The organism is Alcanivorax sp. (assembly GCF_002733835.1).
Lineage (GTDB): Bacteria > Pseudomonadota > Gammaproteobacteria > Pseudomonadales > Alcanivoracaceae > Alcanivorax.
Window position 1 is genome coordinate 37,210 of record NZ_NVWY01000004.1, and the last position, 17,619, is coordinate 54,828.

Here is a 17,619-nt window from a genome sequence, read left to right on the forward strand (position 1 = left end):
CGTCCAGCGTCCTGATCACATCCGGAACACGCCGTAGCGTGTTTCTTCAATCGGTGCGTTAAGGCTGGCGGAAATGGCCAGGCCAAGCACATCTCGGGTATCGGCGGGGTCGATGACGCCGTCATCCCAAAGGCGGGCGCTGGCATACCAGGGCTGTGCCATTTCTTCATAGCGTTCGGTCATCTCGGCCTGGAATTGTCCTGCCTCTTCATCGCTCCATGCCTGGCCCTTTTTCTTCAGCGAGGCCTGTTTCACCTGGGTAAGCACGCTGGCCGCCTGTTCGCCGCCCATTACCGAGATGCGGGCGTTGGGCCACATGAACATGAAGCGCGGGTCATAGGCGCGGCCACACATGCCGTAGTTACCGGCACCGAAGCTGCCGCCGGTGATCACGGTGAATTTCGGCACGGTGGCACAGGCCACCGCGTTGACCATCTTGGCGCCATGCTTGGCAATGCCTTCGGCTTCGTATTTCTGGCCGACCATGAAACCGGTGATGTTCTGGAGGAACAGCAGGGGAATCTTGCGCTGGTTGCACAGCTCGATGAAGTGCGCGCCTTTCTGGGCGGATTCCGAGTACAGCACACCGTCGTTAGCGAGAATGCCCACCGGGTAGCCGTGGATGCGGGCAAAGCCGCACACCAGGGTGGTGCCGTAACGGGATTTGAATTCGTCCAGCTCCGAGCCATCCACCATGCGGGCAATCAACTCACGGGCAGGCATGGGCTGGCGAGTGGTAGTGGGGATCACACCGTACAGCTCCTGCGGGTCGTAGGCCGGGGCTTGCACGGGCAGGCGCTTTACCTGATCCGGCTTGTGCCAGTTCAGGTGGGCGATGCACTGGCGCGCCAACTCGAAGGCATGGGGTTCGTCTTCGGCCAGGTGGTCCGCCACACCGGATTGTTCGCAGTGCAGGTTGGCACCGCCCAGGTCTTCGGCAGTGACCACCTCGCCGGTGGCGGCTTTTACCAGTGGCGGCCCGGCCAGAAAGATGGTGGCCTGTTCCTTCACCATGATCACTTCGTCGGCCATGGCGGGCACGTAAGCGCCGCCGGCGGTGCAGGAACCGAGTACTACACTGATCTGGGGAATGCCACGGGCGGACATGTTGGCCATGTTGAAAAAGATGCGGCCGAAGTGTTCGCGGTCCGGGAATACCTCGTCCTGGCGGGGCAGGTTGGCGCCGCCGGAATCCACCAGGTAAATACAGGGCAGGCGGTTTTCCGCCGCGATGGCCTGGGCGCGCAGGTGTTTTTTCACGGTGAGCGGGTAGTAGCTGCCGCCTTTTACGGTAGGGTCGTTGGCGACGATCATGCATTCCACACCCTGCACCCGGCCGATACCACCGACACAGCCGGCGGCGGGCACGTCTTCGCCGTAGACACCGTCGGCGGCCAGGGCGGAGATTTCCAGAAACGGCGACCCCGGGTCGAGTAGCAAATTGATGCGCTCGCGCACCGGCAGCTTGCCGCGCTCACGAAGCCGCTGCTCGGCGGCTTCGCCACCGCCGTGGGCAATGTGATCGAGCTTGTCCTGCAATTGCTGACGCAGCTGCAGGTTGTGTTCCCGGTTGGCCTGGAAGTCCGGGCTGTTGGGATTGATCTGGCTATTGATCTTGGGCATGGCAATTGAGGTCGGACGTCGGGTGTCTGACGTCGGACGTCCTCTCCAGCGGTAGTGTTGTGTCGTCAGACGTCAGACTTCAGACGTCTGACCCCTTCAGGCTGTCTCGTTAAACAACTCGCGACCGATCAGCATGCGGCGGATTTCGCTGGTGCCGGCGCCGATTTCGTAGAGCTTGGCGTCGCGCAGCAGGCGGCCGGTGGGGTATTCGTTGATGTAGCCGTTGCCACCCAGGGTCTGGATCGCTTCCAGGGCCATTTTGGTGGCGTTCTCGGCGCAGTAGAGAATTACGCCAGCGGCATCCTTGCGGTTGGTTTCACCGCGATCGCAGGCTTTGGCCACGTTGTAGAGGTAGCTGCGGCTGGCGTTGAGCATCACGTACATGTCGGCGATCTTGCCTTGCATGAGCTGGAATTCGCCGATGGCCTTGCCGAACTGCTTACGCTCGTGGACGTAGGGGACCACTACGTCCATACAGGCCTGCATGATGCCGGTGGCGCCGCCGGACAGCACGGTGCGCTCGTAATCCAGGCCACTCATCAGCACCTTGACGCCTTCGCCGACCGTGCCAAGCACGTTCTCTTCCGGCACGTGGCAGTCTTCGAATACCAGCTCACAGGTGTTCGACCCGCGCATGCCGAGCTTGTCGAGTTTCTGGGCCTGGGAAAAACCGGCAAAGCCGCGCTCCACGATAAAGGCGGTGATACCGCGTGGGCCGGCGCTGGTGTCAGTCTTGGCGTAGATCACATAGGTGTGGGCATCGGGACCGTTGGTGATCCACATCTTGTTGCCGTTCAGCACATAGTGGTCGCCTTGCTTGTCGGCCCGTAGCCCCATGCTGACCACGTCGGAACCGGCACCGGGTTCGCTCATGGCCAGGGCGCCGATATGGTCGCCGCTGACCAGTTTGGGCAGGTATTTCTCGCGCTGGGCATCGTTGCCGTTCAGGTAGATCTGGTTCACGCACAGGTTGGAGTGGGCGCCGTAGGACAAGCCAATGGAGGCGGAGGCACGGGAGATCTCTTCCATCACCAGGGTGTGGGCCAGATAACCCATATTGGCGCCGCCGTATTCTTCGCTGACGGTGACGCCCAGTACGCCCAGATCACCGAGCTTCTTCCACATCTCCAGGGGGAACTGGTTGCTCTGGTCCACCTCGGCGGCGATCGGCGCGATTTCCTTCTGGGCGAAGTGGCGCACGCTGTCACGCAGGGCCACCAGGGTTTCATCCAGATCAAAGTTAAAGCTGCTGTCAAACATGGTCAGGTTTCTCCAAAGCGGTGAGGGCGTCTTCGCAGCGCTGGTCGGCGTCGTCCAGCTCCTGCTGTAGTGCCTGAATATCTCTGAGTTGCTGGTTCAGTTGTTCCCGGCGTTGCTGAATCTTGTCTTGCAGGGCGAGAAGCTGATTGCGGTTATCGCCGCTGGGCTGATACATCTGAATCAATTCACGGGATTCGGCCAGGGAGAACCCCAGCCGTTTGCCGCGCAGGATCAGTTTCAGGGTGACCCGATCAGCCGGTGAATAGACTCGGGTCTGGCCCCGTCGCGCTGGGCTGACCAGCCCCTGGTCTTCATAGAAGCGAATGGTTCGGGTGGTCACGTCAAATTCCCGGGCCAGTTCGCCGATGCTGTAGGTCTGTTTTTTGCTCATGGCGAAATGCTAGGGGAAGTTTACGTTAACGTAAAGTATGAATTTTGGCCTTTTCGGTCCGTGACACGGTGTTTACCTGTGCCTAGACTCCGGGCTCAACGTAAGGGGACAGTGGGAATAACAATGAAAGAGACTTGGAGTCGCTGGGTAGTGGCACACCCGGTGTGGGTACTGCTGATTTGTATTGCGCTGTGTGCGGCCATGGCGGCTGGGTTGCAGAGTTTTCGCAACAACAACGATCCACGCATTTTTTTCACCCAGGAAAATCCGGATTTCAAACGGTTCGTGGCGCTGGAAGACAGTTTTACCGCCAATGAGGTGGTGTTGTTCGTGGTGCACCCGAAGAGCGATCAGGTGTTTGAAGCGCAAACCCTGGAAGCCATCGAGTCTCTCACCGACGATGCCTGGACACTGCCTAACTCCACCCGGGTGGACTCCCTGACCAATTTCCAGCATACCGAGGTAGAAGGCGACGAGCTGTATGTGGCGCCGCTGGTGGAAGGTGCCGCACAAATGGCACCGGACGAGATTGTCCGGGCCCGTGACATTGCCCTGAAAGAGCCGGCGCTGGTGGGGCGGCTGGTCTCTGACCGCGGGCATGTGGCCGGTGTTGTGGCCACGGTGACCATGGACGAGGGGAACACCGAAGCCCCGGTGATTACCGCAGCCGCCCGCGACATGGCGCAGACCTACCGGGAGCGTTACCCGGATATCGAGTTTATGGTCACCGGCACGGTGGTGTTTTCCCAGGCCTCGGCCGATGCCACGGAGCAATCCATGGCGACCACCTTGCCACTGGCCTTTGTGGTGATGCTGCTGTGCTTGTGGCTGATTTTGCGCAGCGGCATGTTTGTGGTGGTGACGGTGATGGTGATCGGCTTCTCCATCGCCTCGGCCATGGGCGTCGCCATGTGGCTGGGGATCGAGTTTTCCCCCATCGTGGGCATGGCCCCGGCCATGATTCTGACACTGGCCGTGGCGGACTCTGTGCACATCCTTGCCAGTTACCGCCATGAATGCCTGGAAGGCAAGGCACGGGCGGCGGCCATGCTGGAAAGCCTGCGTATCAATATGCAGCCGGTGTGGCTGACCAGTTTTACCACTGCAATCGGGTTTGCGATCCTGAATTTTTCCGAGTCACAGCCGTTCCGTGCGTTAGGGAATGTGGTGTTGATCGGTGTGCTGTTGGCGTTTGTGTTCTCGGTGATTTTGTTGCCAGCGCTGGTGATGTTGTTGCCGCATCGTATCGAGCCGGGCAAGCAGCGGGATTTCGCGCCGTTGATGGGCGCCCTGGCCAGGCACCTGAGTCGTCACTTCAAGCCCTGGTTGCTGGGTATGTCGGTGGTCGTGGTGGTGCTTACTGCCGCCATCGGATTGAACCGCATCAATGATGTGTTCAACGAATATTTCGACGAGACGTTTGAGGTTCGTCGGGTTAACGATTTTGCCATGAACAACCTGACGGGCATGCATCGTATCGACTATGCGGTGCATTCCGGCGAATCCGGCGGTGCCATGGAGCCTGCCTATCTGCAGCATATTGATGATTTGACCGTGTGGCTGGAGCAGCAGGATGAGGTGGTATACGCCACGGCCTACACGGATGTGATCAAGCGATTAAACCGAGACATGCACGGCGGCGATCCTGACTGGTACCGCATTCCCGACTCCCGTGAACTGATATCCCAATACACCTTGTTATATGAGCTGTCGCTACCCCAGGGGCTGGGGCTGGAGGACCAGCTGGATATCGACAAGGAGCAGGCAAGGGTCATCGTGATGCTGGAGAATATCGGCTCGCACCCGGTGCTGGAATTCAATGATCGGGTGGAAGCCTGGATGCAGGATAACTGGCCGCAAGCCATGCAGACCAAGGGCACCGGCATGGACATCCTGTTTGGCCGGGTCACCATGCGCAATATTCAGAGCATGCTCAGCGGCGCGCTGATTGCGTTGGTCAGCGTGTCGGTGCTGCTGGTTATTGCGTTGCGTTCCGTGCGGTACGGCATCCTGTCGCTATTGCCCAACCTGTTGCCGGCGGCCATGGCCTTCGGGCTGTGGGGGTTGGTGAATGGCGAGATCGGCCTGGCGGTATCCGTGGTGGCCTGTATGACGCTGGGGATCGTGGTGGATGACACTGTGCATTTCCTGAGTAAATACGTGCGTGCCAAACGTGAATTGGGCCTCAAAACCGAACAAGCGGTGGAGTATGCATTCCGTACTGTCGGCGTAGCACTGGTGGCCACATCCGTGGTGCTGGTGGCGAATTTTGCCGTCATCGGCACCAGTCATTTTTACCCCAATTCCAGTATGGGGCAGTTGTCTGCGATCACCATTGCCATGGCCCTGATTGTGGATTTCTTCTTTTTCGTGCCATTACTGGTTGCGCTGGACCGCCGCAAGCGGACCAGAGGCAGCGTGCAATAGGCTCTAGCCAGTCTGATGAGGCGGTGTTAACGTAGCGCGAAACCGGGTAAATCCAGTTTCTGCGGAACAAAATACAGTGCCATACAAGAAAGATCGAAAGGTTCTTAAACGCGTAGATTACGGGGCCGCCAAGAACTCCTTGATGGGAGTCCTGGCGGCCCTTCTGGTTTATGCACTTGTCTTTGCCTGGGGCCAGGTTTATCAGAGCTTCGAACTGGAAGCGCTGATAGGCGGTGGTGCGGTCCTGTTGGTCACCGCTTACCGGCTGTGGCTGGTGGCGCGTTTCGATGCCCTTTATGGGGCCGGACCGGCCCGCTGGCGGCGTCTGTTCGGGCTGGGCCTGGCGTTGCACGCCTTGTTATGGGGCTTGCTGCCTGCCTGGTTGATCTGGCGGCTGGGCACCGGCTTCAATTTTTTCGTGGTCATTCTTTATAACGTGGGTGTGACCACGGCCCTGGGTAGCTCCTGGATGGCCGGGTTGCGGGTTCGCCAAGCCTATATTGTGCTGATGTTCCTGCCGACGTTGGCGGTTTTATTGTTCACCGGCACCTTGCATGACTGGGTGCTGGCGACACTGATTGGTGTTTACGCGTTCTATCTATTCCGGCTTTATCGGGGTCAATACGAAACCTTCTGGCACGCAATGACACGCGAGCGCCGCGGGCCTCTGGACCGAAAGCAGCCGGTGCGCAGCAGTACCGAAGTGCAGCTCAGCCTGGTATACCGGCTGGCCCATGAGTTGCGCACCCCCATGAATTCCCTGATGGGCATGATGTCGCTGCTTGAAGACACGCGGCTTAATGACGAGCAGAAAGATTACCTGCAGGTGGCGGGGCAGAGCGGCAAGCTGCTGCTGTCACTGATTGATGACGTGCTGGATTATTCCCGCATTCTTTCCCGTCGCATTACCCTCAATTCGGATTATTTCGATTTCCGTACAGCGATCGAGCAGTCGCTGGAAGCCTTTGGCCCCATGGCCCAGTCCTCCGGGCTGGAGCTCACCTGCGTGATTGACCGCATGCTGCCCAAACGCATCCGGGGCGACCGCGAGCGCCTGATGCAGGTGCTCAATAACCTGTTCAGCAACGCCATCAAGTTCAGCGAGCGGGGCGAAATTCGTCTGGATGTGGACTTTACCGTGGAAGGGGAAAGTGGCGGCGTGCTGCGCGTGCGCGTGAGTGATCAGGGCGCGGGCATGGATCCGGAAACCTTGCGCCACCTGTTTCAGGATCGTTTTATTGAAGATGGCCAGGACGTATATAACAGCCACCACACCGGGTTTGGCCTGTTGGTCTGCAAGGGCCTGATTGATGCCATGGGCGGCGCCCTGGGGGCGGAAAGTGTACCAGGAGAAGGATCAACCTTCTGGTTCACGGTGCCGGTGCAAATGCAGCCGGACATGCGCGAAGCGCAGAGCCTGATTCGGGCGCTGGATGGTGCCCAGGCCGTGGTCGTCGGAGCCGCTTCAGGCACGGTTGCCAGTATTCAGGAAGAGCTGGAAGCGCTGGACTGCCAGGCGTCTTCTGCGATGGGGTACGATCATGCGTTGCAGGCCCTTCGTGCAGGGCACCGCGAACAAAGCGATTTTGATGTGTTGTTTGTGGATACCTGGTCGCGGCCTGAACTGGCCTTGAACCTGTGCCGCAATGTGCTTGAGGATCCTTCGCTGCGTCCGGTACGTCTGGTGCTGATGGCAACCATTGAGGAGCGCAGCCACACAGCAGTTCAACAGCTTATCGACAAGCATGACCTGGTGGTGTTGGTACGCCCGGTTCATCGCACTGTATTGCGCCAGGGGCTGGCACGACTGGTGGGCCTGCAGCGGCAGATGCCGGTGGGGGATGCTCCGCTGCAGACGCCGGAAGAACGCCAGCGGCGCAAACGTTTCCGGCTGATGCTGGTGGAAGACAACGAGGTAAACCAGCTGGTGACCCGGGGCATGCTAAGCAAGCTGGGTTTCCAGGTGAAAACCGTCAGTAACGGGGAAACCGCGCTGGCGTTACTGGACCAGGAATCGTTCGATTTGGTGTTGATGGACTGCATGATGCCGGAGATGGACGGTTTTGAAGTGACCCGGCGTCTGCGTGAAATCGAGCAGAATAAAGCGACTCTGCGCACGCCGGTTGTGGCGGTTACTGCCAATACGGCGGAAGGGGTTCAGGCCCGTTGCCTGGCTGCGGGCATGGATGATTTTCTTGCCAAACCGGTACATCTGGATGCACTGGAAACGGTGTTACGGCGTTGGCTGCCGGAACAGCCCGCCAAAGACGAGGAAGAACAATGACAAGAAAAGCCTTGCTGTTGGGGGCAACCGGGCTGGTGGGGCGTGATTGCCTGGAAAGCCTGCTGGCCTGCGATGAATATGAGCAGGTCACTGTGCTGACACGCCGCGCCTTATCCATCGAGCACCCCAAGCTGGACGTACATTTGGTGGAATTCGATAATATCGAGGCGTGTCAGGACCGCTTTCAAGTGGATGATGTCTTTTGCTGCCTGGGCACCACAATGAAAAAAGCCGGGTCGCGGCAGGCATTCCGTCATGTGGATCATGATCTTGTCGTGCTGGCCGGCAACATGGCACGCCGGGCTGGCGTACAACGTTTTCTGGTTGTGTCGGCGGTGAATTCCAATGCCCGCTCCCCGTTTTTTTATTCGCGGGTAAAAGGGCAGATGGAGCGTGCGCTCATCAAGCTCGATTTGCCTTTGCTTGCCATTGTGCAGCCGTCGTTACTGCGCGGTGAACGTGAGGACAAGCGCCCGGCAGAAGACTGGGGCAATATTTTCAATCGAGTGATTGAGCCACTGACACGCTGGACGGATGCCCACTGGTTGCCCGTGGATAGCCGCAAGGTGGCTGATGCCATGGTCGGCATGGCATTGATGGGGCCGGATACCGGCCTGTACCGGTTACGGTACCGGGACATCCTGGTGTTTGCCGGTAAATTTCATGAAAAAGTGACCAAGGCTGCCTGAGGCACCTTGGTCGCAACTGATGGACAACATAACCGAAGGAGTCAGTATGACCTTTGTGACCTGCGATCTGTGTGATGACAATGCGGACAGTGTCTCCGTGGTAACCGGCCTCAACTGGCTCAGTTACGGTGGCCGCGCAGCGTTTGGCGGTGAAATCGTTACGGTGAAATGCTTCGAAGACAACAGTCGGGTCAAGGAGCACCTGGGCACCGATGGTAAAGGCAAGGTGCTGGTCGTCGATGGTGGTGGCAGCCTTCGCAATGCATTGATCGGTGACATGATCGCGGAAAACGCGGTGAAGAACGGCTGGGAAGGCGTGATTATTTACGGTGCCTGCCGTGACGTGGATGCGCTGGCGACACTGGATATCGGTGTCATCACGCAAGGCTGTGTGCCAATTAAATCCGTTCGTCGTGACGAAGGGCAGCTGAATATCGACATCACCTTTGGTGGCGTGACCTTCCGCCCGGGCGAATTCGTCTATGCGGATAACAACGGCATTATCACCGCACCGAAGGCACTCGTGTAACGTTAGCTGTTAGCGATTGTTGTTAAGAATCCTGCTATAAAGAACAAAATCACAAATGGCCGGCATGATGCCGGCTCTCACTGCACAGGGAAGAATTATGCTCAAGTCCATGCATGTGGCGGAGTACATGAGCCGCCGTCTGGTCACCTTTTCCCCCGATATGTCCGTGAGTGAAGCCATTCGTGTATTGCTGGAAAATCAGATTTCCGGTGGCCCGGTGGTGGATAAAACGGGCCGTGTGGTGGGGGTCTTTTCCGAATCCGACTGTCTTAAGGGCGCGCTGGAAGCAAGCTACCACGGTACAGATATCGGTTCGGTAAAGGAGTACATGAGTGTGGATCTGCAGACCGTGGAAGGCTCGGATTCCATTCTGGATGTGGCAGAAATTTTTCTTGCGGATCACCGCCGTCGGCTACCGGTGCTGGACAGCGGAAAACTGATCGGACAGATCAGTCGTCGGGATTTACTGCGTGCCATGGATGACTTCGGTCGGCGCCATACGCTGTAACGATTGCGACGCATTAATTTTTGACTGTTTTTTTAACCTTGAACCCAGGGGGAGTACCCATGAACCAACCCTATCAGGCACCCAATGCAGATGTTGCTGTTGCCGGTAACCAGGACACCTATCAACCCAAATTCCTGTCTCTGTCAGGGCGCATCGGCCGTATGCGTTATTTCGTCTATGCCGCTGGCTTGACCTTATTGTTCTATCTGGTGCTGGGTGTCGCAGCTGCTGTTGTGATCCCTGGCATCATGAGTGCCGGTGACGGTGCCATTGGCGCAGGGGCAATGATCATGGGGGTGATTGCCACCGTGGCTTTCATCGGTGTGATGGTGATGAGCTGGGGCTACATGGTACGTCGTCTCAACGACATCAACGCCAGCGGCTGGTTGAGCCTGCTCATGCTGGTGCCGATTGCCAACCTGGTACTGGGCCTGGTGATGTTGTTCAAACGCGGTAGCGAAGGCAGCAACCAGTACGGCGCCGCTCCGGTCGGTAATTCCGGTGGCGTAAAAGCCGCCTTTGTGATTGTGCTGCTGTTGGTGGTGGGCTACTTCGGTGTGCTGTTCCCGATCACCATGGCCAACTATGCACAGTATGCACAACAGGCCCAGATGCAGCAGATGGATTATTCTGAATACTGATCGCTCGTTACATGCTGCGTGAAGCATGTTGCAGCCGCAGAGCGGCACAAAAAAGGGGCTCCGAAGAGCCCCTTTTTTTATTACCCGACCTGAGCCTTACGGCAGCAGGTGAGAAACGGCGTCACGTTCTTCCGCCAGTTCCTGCTCGGTAGCTTGCATCTTGCCACGGGAGAAGTCGTTGACTTCCAGGCCCTGAACGATAGTCCAGTCGCCATCCTTGCAGGTGCAGGGGAAGGAGTAGATCAGACCTTCCTGGATGCCGTAGGAACCATCGCTGTAGATACCCATGGAAACCCAGTCACCTTCGTCGGTGCCCAGTGCCCAGGAACGCATGTGGTCCACAGCGGCGTTGGCAGCAGACGCGGCAGAGGAAGCGCCACGGGCCTTGATGATGGCCGCACCACGCTGTTGCACAGTCGGGATGTAGTCGTTTTCGTACCAGTCTTGCTCAACCTGATCGATGGCCACTTTGCCATCCACTTCGCAGTGGTGCAGATCAGGGTACTGGGTGGAAGAGTGGTTGCCCCAGATGAGCATTTTCTTCACGTCATTGACGGTTTTGCCCAGCTTGTTGGCCAGCTGCGCCATGGCACGGTTGTGGTCCAGGCGGGTCATGGCAGTAAACTGACGGGGATCGATGTCCGGCGCATTGCGCTGGGCGATCAGGGCGTTGGTGTTGGCCGGGTTACCGACAACCAGGACTTTGATGCCTTTGCTGGCATTGTCGTTGATGGCTTTACCCTGGGCGGAGAAGATGGCTGCGTTAGCTTCCAGCAGGTCTTTACGCTCCATGCCCGGACCACGCGGACGAGCACCAACCAGCAGCGCGTAATCGGCGTCTTTGAAGGCCACGTTGGCATCGTCGGTACCGGTAATGCCGGCAACCAGCGGGAATGCGCAATCTTCCAGCTCCATGATGACCCCGTTCAGGGCTTCCAGAGCAGGGGTGATTTCGAGCAGCTGCAGAATAACGGGCTGATCTTTGCCGAGCATATCGCCGGAAGCGATGCGGAACAGCAGGGAATAGCTGATTTGGCCAGCGGCGCCGGTGACGGCTACGCGTACGGGTGCTTTCATGAACAATCTCCTAGCTTTAATTCGGGAGAACTTATGTGGGCTGAAACCGAGGGGACCGCTGAACAAGGTCCGTGGGTCAGGGTCCCGGACGGCGCGCATTATAAAGGACCCGGCGGCTAATCGCACGGAATCAGGGGGAGATATATGACGAACTGGGATGTGTTGATTGTCGGCGCCGGTCAGGCGGGCTGCGCAGCGGCATGGGATCTGGCTGCGGCCGGGTTGAAAGTGGCCGTGATTTCGCGGCCCCGGTCACGGGGAAAGCCTTGTGCGGGCGGGGTCACGGAGAAAGCGTTGGCGCGCTACCGATTCAGCATTGCGCCGGTGGTGCGCGAAGCGGTTACTTCCCTGGCGGTGAGTCATTCGTCCTCGCCGGTGCGTCACCTCAGCAGCGCCACGCCGTTCTGTGTCATGACCGAACGGGCAGAGCTGGATGCGTTTTGCCGAGAGCAGGCAGAACAGCAAGGTGCCGTGTTCCATGAGACTGCAGGCCTGAGACTCATAGAGCAAGGCTCAAGCTGGGTCCGCGTGAAGACCCGTGAGGGAGACTCCTTTTCTGCGTCCTGGCTGATCGCAGCGGACGGAGCCAACAGCGCCGTGGCGCGGATGCTGGGGGAACGTCACCTGCCTGGAGCCATGGCCATTGAAGGGTGCGTGCCCCGGGAAAAGGTGAGCGATTATCCGCCGATGACGCTGGATTTTGGTGTTATTCGCGGCGGTTATGGCTGGCTGTTTCCCAAGGGCGACCATGTGAATGTGGGGCTCTATGTCTGGCGGCACGGGGTGGCGGCACCGGAACGTGCGGCCCTGCAGCGCTATTGCCGGGCACGCCTGGGGGCAGAGGCGGAGCACGTGGCGGGCTATCCGCTGGGCACCTGGCTGCCGAAAGCCCGGTTGGTCAATGGCCGTGTGCTGTTCGCGGGCGATGCGGCGGGTTGCACGGAGGTGTTACTGGGCGAGGGAATCTACGGCGCGGTACTCAGTGGTCAACTCGCTGCACAAGCGGTGCTGGGCGAAAGGCCAGAGGTGTCCTATCCCCGTGCGTTGGCGGGGTGGCGAGAAGAGCTGCAGCACGTCAGCCGCCTTGGGCAGCTTTTCTATGGCTTGCTCCCGGTGTCCACGCGGATGTTACAGGGGCGGTTGGGCGCCACCCTGGTCAACGGCTTTGCACAGGGGCTGACGCTGGGCCAGTGCAAACGCCAGTGGCGGGGTGCTCAGTCGTTGAAGGTTTGATTGCCCTGACTATCGCGGTACTGCATCGGCGTCATCTCAAACCAGCGTTTAAAGGCACGGTTGAACGCGCTTTGTTCGGAATAGCCCAAATCCAGGGCGATCTGATTAACGGAACGTTCGCTGTGCAGCAGCCAGTCGCAGGCAAGGCGGCGGCGCTCATCTTCCAGCAGGCTGGAAAAATCCGTGTTTTCGGCCCGTAGCTGTCGACGCAGGGTCCAGGGCTTGACGCCCAGCTGATCGGCGATGGGCTCCAGCTGCGGGACGCCTTGTTGCAGACGTTTCTGGATTTCCAGGCGTACCTGTTCCAGCAGGTTGTCTCGGGCGTGGTACTGGGTAACCGCCCGTTGCATGCGTGAGCGGGCCACCTTGTGCACTTCCGGGTCGGCATCGCGCAGGGGCAAATCCAGCAGATGTCCGGGTAGTACAATGGCATTTTCCGGCTGACTGAAAGTGACGTCGCAACGGAAGATGCGCTGGTACTCGGCTTCGTCGCCCTGGGGGGCGTGTTTGAAAAGAATGCGTGCCGGGTTCAGCTCCTGGCCAATCAGCCAGCGCCCGTAAACGATGGCGGCGGCGAAATTGGCGTCTACCCGGGCTGGATAGGTGGGCAGGTCTTCCAGATCACTTTCCCACATCAGCCACAGCGTTTTATCGCCATGGTGTTCGCGCCACTCAAAACGCAATTGGGCGTATTCGGTGGTGACTTTCATAAAGGGAATCATCAACTCGATGGCGTCCCCCAGCGTGGCGCTGGACATGCTGGCGTAGCCCAGTTCGCCCATGAAGCGCGGACGGATGCCTTCCCCCATATGCAGCCCAAATAGCGGATCTGCACTGCCAGCGATAGCCTGTTTCAGTAACTGGTTTTCGATGGCCATGGAAATCCGCGACTGTGGATCTTCCAGGTCGTCGTTGCTGATGCCGGACTCCACCAGCGCATAGCTCAGGTCAACGCCGGCGCGCAGAGCAGCATCCAGCAGGTATTCCAGCCAGAAAGGCGCGACGGTTTTGTGCTTCAGAGAGGCAGAAAGATTAGCGGACGGCATGGGCTCGCAGTTGTTGTTATCGGGTACAGAGCCACTTAGATAACGAGACGTAGCGTGGCAAGTCAACACTTGGCGTGTGGATAAGTGCGTATTGCTGGTTTATTGACCGTGTTGGCGAGCTTATGGCTCTAATGGGCTGGTGGCAGAAGTCAAAGCAGGAAAAGAGAGAGGAAGGAGTAATGTGCCGGGAGCGGCTGAGCCACTCCCGGGACATCGGGTCTTTATTTGGCTTCTTTAGCCAGTTTGTTGACCTTGCGGGTCAGCGAAGTCAGCTTCTTGTTCAGCGCTTCAACTTCGTCGCGGGTCGGCAGGCCCAGTGCGGCGGCAACTTTGCTGCGCACTTCGTCCAGCTGGGAGGGCTGGGCTTTGGTGGTTTTCTTCTGGGGCTTGCTGGCGGCTTTCTGGCGTTTTTCGCCGGCTTTCACCAGATTCTGGAACAGCTCATTGCCATTGTTTTCCAGACGAGTGTAGGCACCACGAACAGCGTTGTTGATTTTTTCCAGCGCGGCCTTGGTTTCGGTGGCCACTTGCTCATAGCGTTCGTTGACACGTTGCTCAATGGTTGCGGTCTTGCTCATGGGGGCTTCCCTCCGTAGAAAATTCAATGGATTCACAAAGCCCTCGATGTTGCCTCTATGAGGGCGTGAACAAGTGTAAGTCACTAATAAGGCAAGATTGTTAATGTTGTCTAACAATTAAACAGGCGAATTGGCCTACTCATTAGTATGTATTTTGCTAGGCTGGAGCGCTGGTATTGGGCGACAGGCAAATGGCGCGGTCCGCCAGTTATGCATGGCTTGGTTAAAGCGGGGGTCAGTGGCGTTTATCGTTGCTGAAGCGGGTTAATTTTCAGGCCGGCGCCAGCTGGCAAAACAGGAGTGGTAGATGACGGCAGTAACCCGGCAAGGGCGTTACCAGGGGCTTGGCAATAAGGGCGTAACTGAATACCGCGGCGTGCCGTTTGCGCGTGCGCCGCTGGGCGAGTTGCGCTTCAAGGCGCCGCAACCCCTGGCTGACAGTGAGGCGGAGCAAACGGCGGATCATTACCCGATGCCCTCGCTGCAAATGAAAAACCCGGTGATGGGCATTCAGGAATCCAGCGAAGATTGCCTGTACCTGAATATCTGGGTGCCGGACGGCGAAGGGCCTTTCCCGGTGATGGTGTGGTTCCACGGTGGGGGTTACCTGGCGGGCTCGGTGTCGCAGGTTCTCTATAACGGTGCCGAACTGGCGCGTAGCCAGAATGTGGTGGTGGTGAATGCCGCCTACCGGCTGGGGGCCATGGGGTTTGCGGATTTCTCTGCGGTGGCACCGCAGCTGGAGGCAGACACCAACCTGGGCATGCGCGACCAGCTGGCCGCGCTGCAATGGGTGCAGGAAAACATCGGTGCCTTTGCCGGTGATTGCGGGCAAGTGACGATTTTCGGTGAGTCTGCCGGGGGCTTCAGTGTCGGCGCGCTGTTGGCCTGCCCCCAGGCGAAAGACCTGTTCCATAGTGCGATCACCCAGTCTGGTGCTGCCGATTTTGTGCTCGCCCCGGATCAGGTGCGCAAGGTGACCGACGCCTTTGTGGATGCACTACCGGGGGCGGGCAGCGCAGCCGAGAAATTGGCCAGTGCCGATGACAAGAGTTGGATCAAGGCCCAGAACGCCGCCGTCAAGGTGCTGGTCGATCGCGGGCTACGCACAACCACGCCGCAGTTTGCCATGAACTTTCTGCCCATGGTCGACGGTGACTTGCTGCCGGCACTGCCGATCGACGCGATTGCCGCAGGGGCGGCAGCGGACAAGCGCCTGCTGGCCGGTGTCTGCCGTGATGAATTCCACTTCTTTCAGTATGCCGGGGTGCTGGCGGGCACCACCACCATGGATGCGTTGAAGCAGATTGACGGCGACGAGATTCTGCGGCGCTTTGAGCGGGCGCTGCCGGGCAATGGTGCCCGGGCGCTGGATTATTACCAGTCCACGGTGGCGCCGGATAGCCGTCGTAGCCGGCTGGACTTCCTGTCGGCCATGGAGTCGGATCGCCTGTTCCGGGTGCCAACGGTCCGGCTGTTGGATGCCCAAAGCAAGCATAACGCGCAGTGCTGGGGCTTCCAGTTCACCTGGCAGAGCGAGCCTTTCGGCATCCCTTTGGGGGCTTGCCATGTGGTGGATGTGCCTTTTGTGTTTGGCGTGACCGATACGCCTGCGGGCATGTATTTTACCGGTGGCACCGATGAAGCTCGGGCACTGTCCCGGAAGGTGCAGGGTGCCTGGGGCGCCTTTGCCCGTGGGGATTCACCGGGTTGGGATGGCTGGCGCAACGACCGTCAGGTTTGTCAGCTGGGTCCGGGAGAGCCCCGGGCAGCCTTGCTGGATGAGGCCGGCGAACAGCTCTGGCAGGCGATTATCCCCACGGTTTAATGACGTCCCGGGCTGCTGTATTTTCTCTGTGCCCTCAAACCCCGTAGAATACGCGCCCCGCGAGGGGCGTTAGGCCCTGCTGTGACTGGTATAATCAGTCCATTCGCCGTGTTTTCCCGAACGGCCCCGGCCCGGTTTTATCTGTGAGGTGGACCATGAGTGTAGCGACATTGATCGAGCGCAAGGTTTTCGAGGCGGTGCCTGTGGCACATTTCGCGCTGGAAAATGAAAGCCACAAGCACAGCGTGCCGCCGAACTCGGAAACGCATTTCAAGCTGGTGCTGGTGAGCGACGCCTTTGACGGCATGATGCCGGTACGTCGCCACCAGATGTTGTACAAGATTCTGGCCGAAGAGCTGGATGGCCCGGTCCATGCACTGGCTTTGCATACCCATACCCCGGCGGAATGGCAGGCAAAAGGGGGCGAGATACTGGCGTCACCAGATTGTCTGGGTGGCAGTAAACACGATCCGCAGATGACGGCGGGAAAGAACACAGCGGGAGAGAAACAGTGAGCACCCAGCATCGGGTAGAAACCGCAGACAGCATTGTCGTTGCAGCCCTGTACAAGTTTGTTCGCCTGCACGGGTTCGAGCAATTGCAGCAACCCTTGCTGGACCTGATGCATGACAATGATGTGCGTGGCACCCTCTTGCTCGCGGATGAAGGCATTAACGGCACCATTTCCGGCCCGCGGGCGGGTGTGGATACGGTGCTGGGCTGGCTGAAACAGGACGAGCGGCTGGCGACACTGGAGCACAAGGAGTCCTTCCACGACGAACACCCGTTCCTGCGCACCAAGGTGAAGCTGAAAAAAGAGATTGTCACCATGGGCGTGGAAGGCATCGACCCGACCCGCACCGTGGGCACCTATTTGTCGCCGGAAGAATGGAATACGGTGATTTCCGATCCCGATACCGTGTTGATCGATACCCGCAATGACTATGAAGTGGAAGTGGGCACCTTCAAGGGCGCCATTAACCCGGAAACCCGTACCTTCCGTGAATTCCCTGACTACGTGAAAGAGACCCTGGACCCGGCCAAACACAAGAAGGTGGCCATGTTCTGCACCGGTGGCATCCGCTGCGAGAAGTCCACCGCGTACCTGAAAGAGCAGGGCTTTGAAGAGGTCTACCACCTGAAAGGGGGCATTCTCAAATACCTGGAAGAAATGCCCAAGGAAGACTCCCTGTGGGAAGGGGAGTGTTTTGTGTTTGATGAGCGGGTGACCGTAGATCACGATCTGAACCCCGGTGAATTTGATCAGTGCCATGCCTGCCGCCGGCCGATCAGCGATGAAGACAAACGCAGCGAACAATTCCAGCTTGGGGTGTCATGCCCGAAGTGCTACGACGAATCCTCCCCTGAACAGAAGCAGCGCTTTGCGGAACGGCAGAAACAGATTGAACTGGCCCGGGCGCGTGGCCGCCAGCATCGAGGGCAGAACCCGCGCAAATCTTCCTGACAGTGCTTCACGGCTGACTTAGACTGGGCGATTCCCGGTC

General features: G+C 58.8%; 16 protein-coding genes. 10 read left to right on the top strand and 6 right to left on the bottom strand.

Annotation, left to right across the window (positions count from 1 at the left end; translation table 11 throughout):
- Positions 1-15: 15 nt before the first annotated feature.
- From COA55_RS03345 to COA55_RS03355, 3 genes are all read right to left on the bottom strand, one after another.
- Entirely contained in the window at positions 16-1,623 is a 1,608-nt protein-coding gene (locus COA55_RS03345) for a carboxyl transferase domain-containing protein (RefSeq protein WP_290500643.1), read from the bottom strand.
- Positions 1,624-1,719: 96 nt separating this feature from the next.
- Entirely contained in the window at positions 1,720-2,883 is a 1,164-nt protein-coding gene (locus tag COA55_RS03350) for an isovaleryl-CoA dehydrogenase (protein ID WP_063519087.1), read from the bottom strand.
- Positions 2,876-3,274 (bottom strand): MerR family DNA-binding transcriptional regulator, encoded by a 399-nt coding sequence (locus tag COA55_RS03355; protein WP_063519088.1) that lies wholly within the window; start codon positions 3,272-3,274, stop codon positions 2,876-2,878. The genes COA55_RS03350 and COA55_RS03355 overlap by 8 nt, the downstream gene beginning before the upstream one ends.
- Positions 3,275-3,397: 123 nt before the next feature.
- Between COA55_RS03355 and COA55_RS03360 the strand changes: the two genes are divergently transcribed.
- The 6 genes from COA55_RS03360 (at position 3,398) to COA55_RS03385 (ending at position 10,352) form a co-directional block, all read left to right on the top strand.
- On the top strand, positions 3,398-5,701 hold the full coding sequence (locus tag COA55_RS03360) for an MMPL family transporter (protein ID WP_290500644.1): 2,304 nt from the start codon (positions 3,398-3,400) through the stop codon (positions 5,699-5,701).
- Between the two features lie 142 nt (positions 5,702-5,843).
- Complete coding sequence (locus tag COA55_RS03365) at positions 5,844-7,985, top strand: response regulator (protein ID WP_063521646.1); 2,142 nt, start codon at positions 5,844-5,846, stop codon at positions 7,983-7,985.
- Positions 7,982-8,674 carry an NAD(P)H-binding protein gene (locus COA55_RS03370; RefSeq protein WP_290500645.1) on the top strand — a complete coding sequence of 231 codons (693 nt, stop codon included), beginning with the start codon at positions 7,982-7,984 and terminating at the stop codon, positions 8,672-8,674. The genes COA55_RS03365 and COA55_RS03370 overlap by 4 nt, the downstream gene beginning before the upstream one ends.
- Positions 8,675-8,720: 46 nt before the next feature.
- Entirely contained in the window at positions 8,721-9,203 is a 483-nt protein-coding gene (gene rraA, locus COA55_RS03375) for a ribonuclease E activity regulator RraA (RefSeq protein WP_063521648.1), read from the top strand.
- Between the two features lie 97 nt (positions 9,204-9,300).
- Positions 9,301-9,711 (top strand): CBS domain-containing protein, encoded by a 411-nt coding sequence (locus COA55_RS03380; protein ID WP_290500646.1) that lies wholly within the window; start codon positions 9,301-9,303, stop codon positions 9,709-9,711.
- Between the two features lie 59 nt (positions 9,712-9,770).
- Entirely contained in the window at positions 9,771-10,352 is a 582-nt protein-coding gene (locus COA55_RS03385; RefSeq protein ID WP_290500647.1) for a DUF805 domain-containing protein, read from the top strand.
- Positions 10,353-10,448: 96 nt separating this feature from the next.
- Here the strand turns inward: COA55_RS03385 and COA55_RS03390 are convergent, their stop codons facing one another.
- Positions 10,449-11,429, bottom strand: coding sequence for a malate dehydrogenase (locus COA55_RS03390; protein ID WP_063520123.1), 981 nt, complete (start codon positions 11,427-11,429; stop codon positions 10,449-10,451).
- A 144-nt stretch (positions 11,430-11,573) separates the two neighbouring features.
- Between COA55_RS03390 and COA55_RS03395 the strand changes: the two genes are divergently transcribed.
- Positions 11,574-12,662 (top strand): geranylgeranyl reductase family protein, encoded by a 1,089-nt coding sequence (locus tag COA55_RS03395; RefSeq protein WP_290500648.1) that lies wholly within the window; start codon positions 11,574-11,576, stop codon positions 12,660-12,662.
- Here COA55_RS03395 and COA55_RS03400 read toward each other — a convergent pair.
- Both COA55_RS03400 and COA55_RS03405 read right to left on the bottom strand, forming a co-directional pair.
- The gene (locus tag COA55_RS03400; protein WP_290500649.1) at positions 12,644-13,708 is read right to left on the bottom strand and encodes an AraC family transcriptional regulator; all 1,065 of its coding nucleotides are present in this window, start codon (positions 13,706-13,708) and stop codon (positions 12,644-12,646) included. The two genes, COA55_RS03395 and COA55_RS03400, sit on opposite strands and share 19 nt — an antisense overlap.
- A gap of 221 nt (positions 13,709-13,929) precedes the next feature.
- On the bottom strand, positions 13,930-14,286 hold the full coding sequence (locus COA55_RS03405) for a hypothetical protein (protein WP_063521099.1): 357 nt from the start codon (positions 14,284-14,286) through the stop codon (positions 13,930-13,932).
- Positions 14,287-14,593: 307 nt separating this feature from the next.
- Here COA55_RS03405 and COA55_RS03410 point away from each other — a divergent pair, with 307 nt between their 5' ends.
- From COA55_RS03410 to COA55_RS03420, 3 genes are all read left to right on the top strand, one after another.
- Positions 14,594-16,114 carry a carboxylesterase family protein gene (locus tag COA55_RS03410; RefSeq protein ID WP_290500650.1) on the top strand — a complete coding sequence of 507 codons (1,521 nt, stop codon included), beginning with the start codon at positions 14,594-14,596 and terminating at the stop codon, positions 16,112-16,114.
- Between the two features lie 155 nt (positions 16,115-16,269).
- Positions 16,270-16,629: a BolA/IbaG family iron-sulfur metabolism protein gene (locus COA55_RS03415; protein WP_063520057.1), complete on the top strand. Its 360-nt coding sequence runs from the start codon at positions 16,270-16,272 to the stop codon at positions 16,627-16,629.
- Positions 16,626-17,579 (top strand): rhodanese-related sulfurtransferase, encoded by a 954-nt coding sequence (locus tag COA55_RS03420; RefSeq protein ID WP_063520056.1) that lies wholly within the window; start codon positions 16,626-16,628, stop codon positions 17,577-17,579. The genes COA55_RS03415 and COA55_RS03420 overlap by 4 nt, the downstream gene beginning before the upstream one ends.
- Positions 17,580-17,619: the final 40 nt, after the last annotated feature.

Bases quoted from the DNA above. Each gene is read 5' to 3' on its own strand.
- rraA (WP_063521648.1), top strand. From the start codon at position 8,721: ATGACCTTTGTGACCTGCGATCTGTGTGATGACAATGCGGACAGTGTC.
- COA55_RS03400 (WP_290500649.1), bottom strand. From the start codon at position 13,708: ATGCCGTCCGCTAATCTTTCTGCCTCTCTGAAGCACAAAACCGTCGCG.
- COA55_RS03385 (WP_290500647.1), top strand. From the start codon at position 9,771: ATGAACCAACCCTATCAGGCACCCAATGCAGATGTTGCTGTTGCCGGT.
- COA55_RS03415 (WP_063520057.1), top strand. From the start codon at position 16,270: ATGAGTGTAGCGACATTGATCGAGCGCAAGGTTTTCGAGGCGGTGCCT.
- COA55_RS03410 (WP_290500650.1), top strand. From the start codon at position 14,594: ATGACGGCAGTAACCCGGCAAGGGCGTTACCAGGGGCTTGGCAATAAG.
- COA55_RS03405 (WP_063521099.1), bottom strand. From the start codon at position 14,286: ATGAGCAAGACCGCAACCATTGAGCAACGTGTCAACGAACGCTATGAG.
- COA55_RS03380 (WP_290500646.1), top strand. From the start codon at position 9,301: ATGCTCAAGTCCATGCATGTGGCGGAGTACATGAGCCGCCGTCTGGTC.
- COA55_RS03365 (WP_063521646.1), top strand. From the start codon at position 5,844: ATGGGAGTCCTGGCGGCCCTTCTGGTTTATGCACTTGTCTTTGCCTGG.
- COA55_RS03345 (WP_290500643.1), bottom strand. From the start codon at position 1,623: ATGCCCAAGATCAATAGCCAGATCAATCCCAACAGCCCGGACTTCCAG.
- COA55_RS03390 (WP_063520123.1), bottom strand. From the start codon at position 11,429: ATGAAAGCACCCGTACGCGTAGCCGTCACCGGCGCCGCTGGCCAAATC.
- COA55_RS03350 (WP_063519087.1), bottom strand. From the start codon at position 2,883: ATGTTTGACAGCAGCTTTAACTTTGATCTGGATGAAACCCTGGTGGCC.
- COA55_RS03355 (WP_063519088.1), bottom strand. From the start codon at position 3,274: ATGAGCAAAAAACAGACCTACAGCATCGGCGAACTGGCCCGGGAATTT.
- COA55_RS03370 (WP_290500645.1), top strand. From the start codon at position 7,982: ATGACAAGAAAAGCCTTGCTGTTGGGGGCAACCGGGCTGGTGGGGCGT.
- COA55_RS03360 (WP_290500644.1), top strand. From the start codon at position 3,398: ATGAAAGAGACTTGGAGTCGCTGGGTAGTGGCACACCCGGTGTGGGTA.
- COA55_RS03395 (WP_290500648.1), top strand. From the start codon at position 11,574: ATGACGAACTGGGATGTGTTGATTGTCGGCGCCGGTCAGGCGGGCTGC.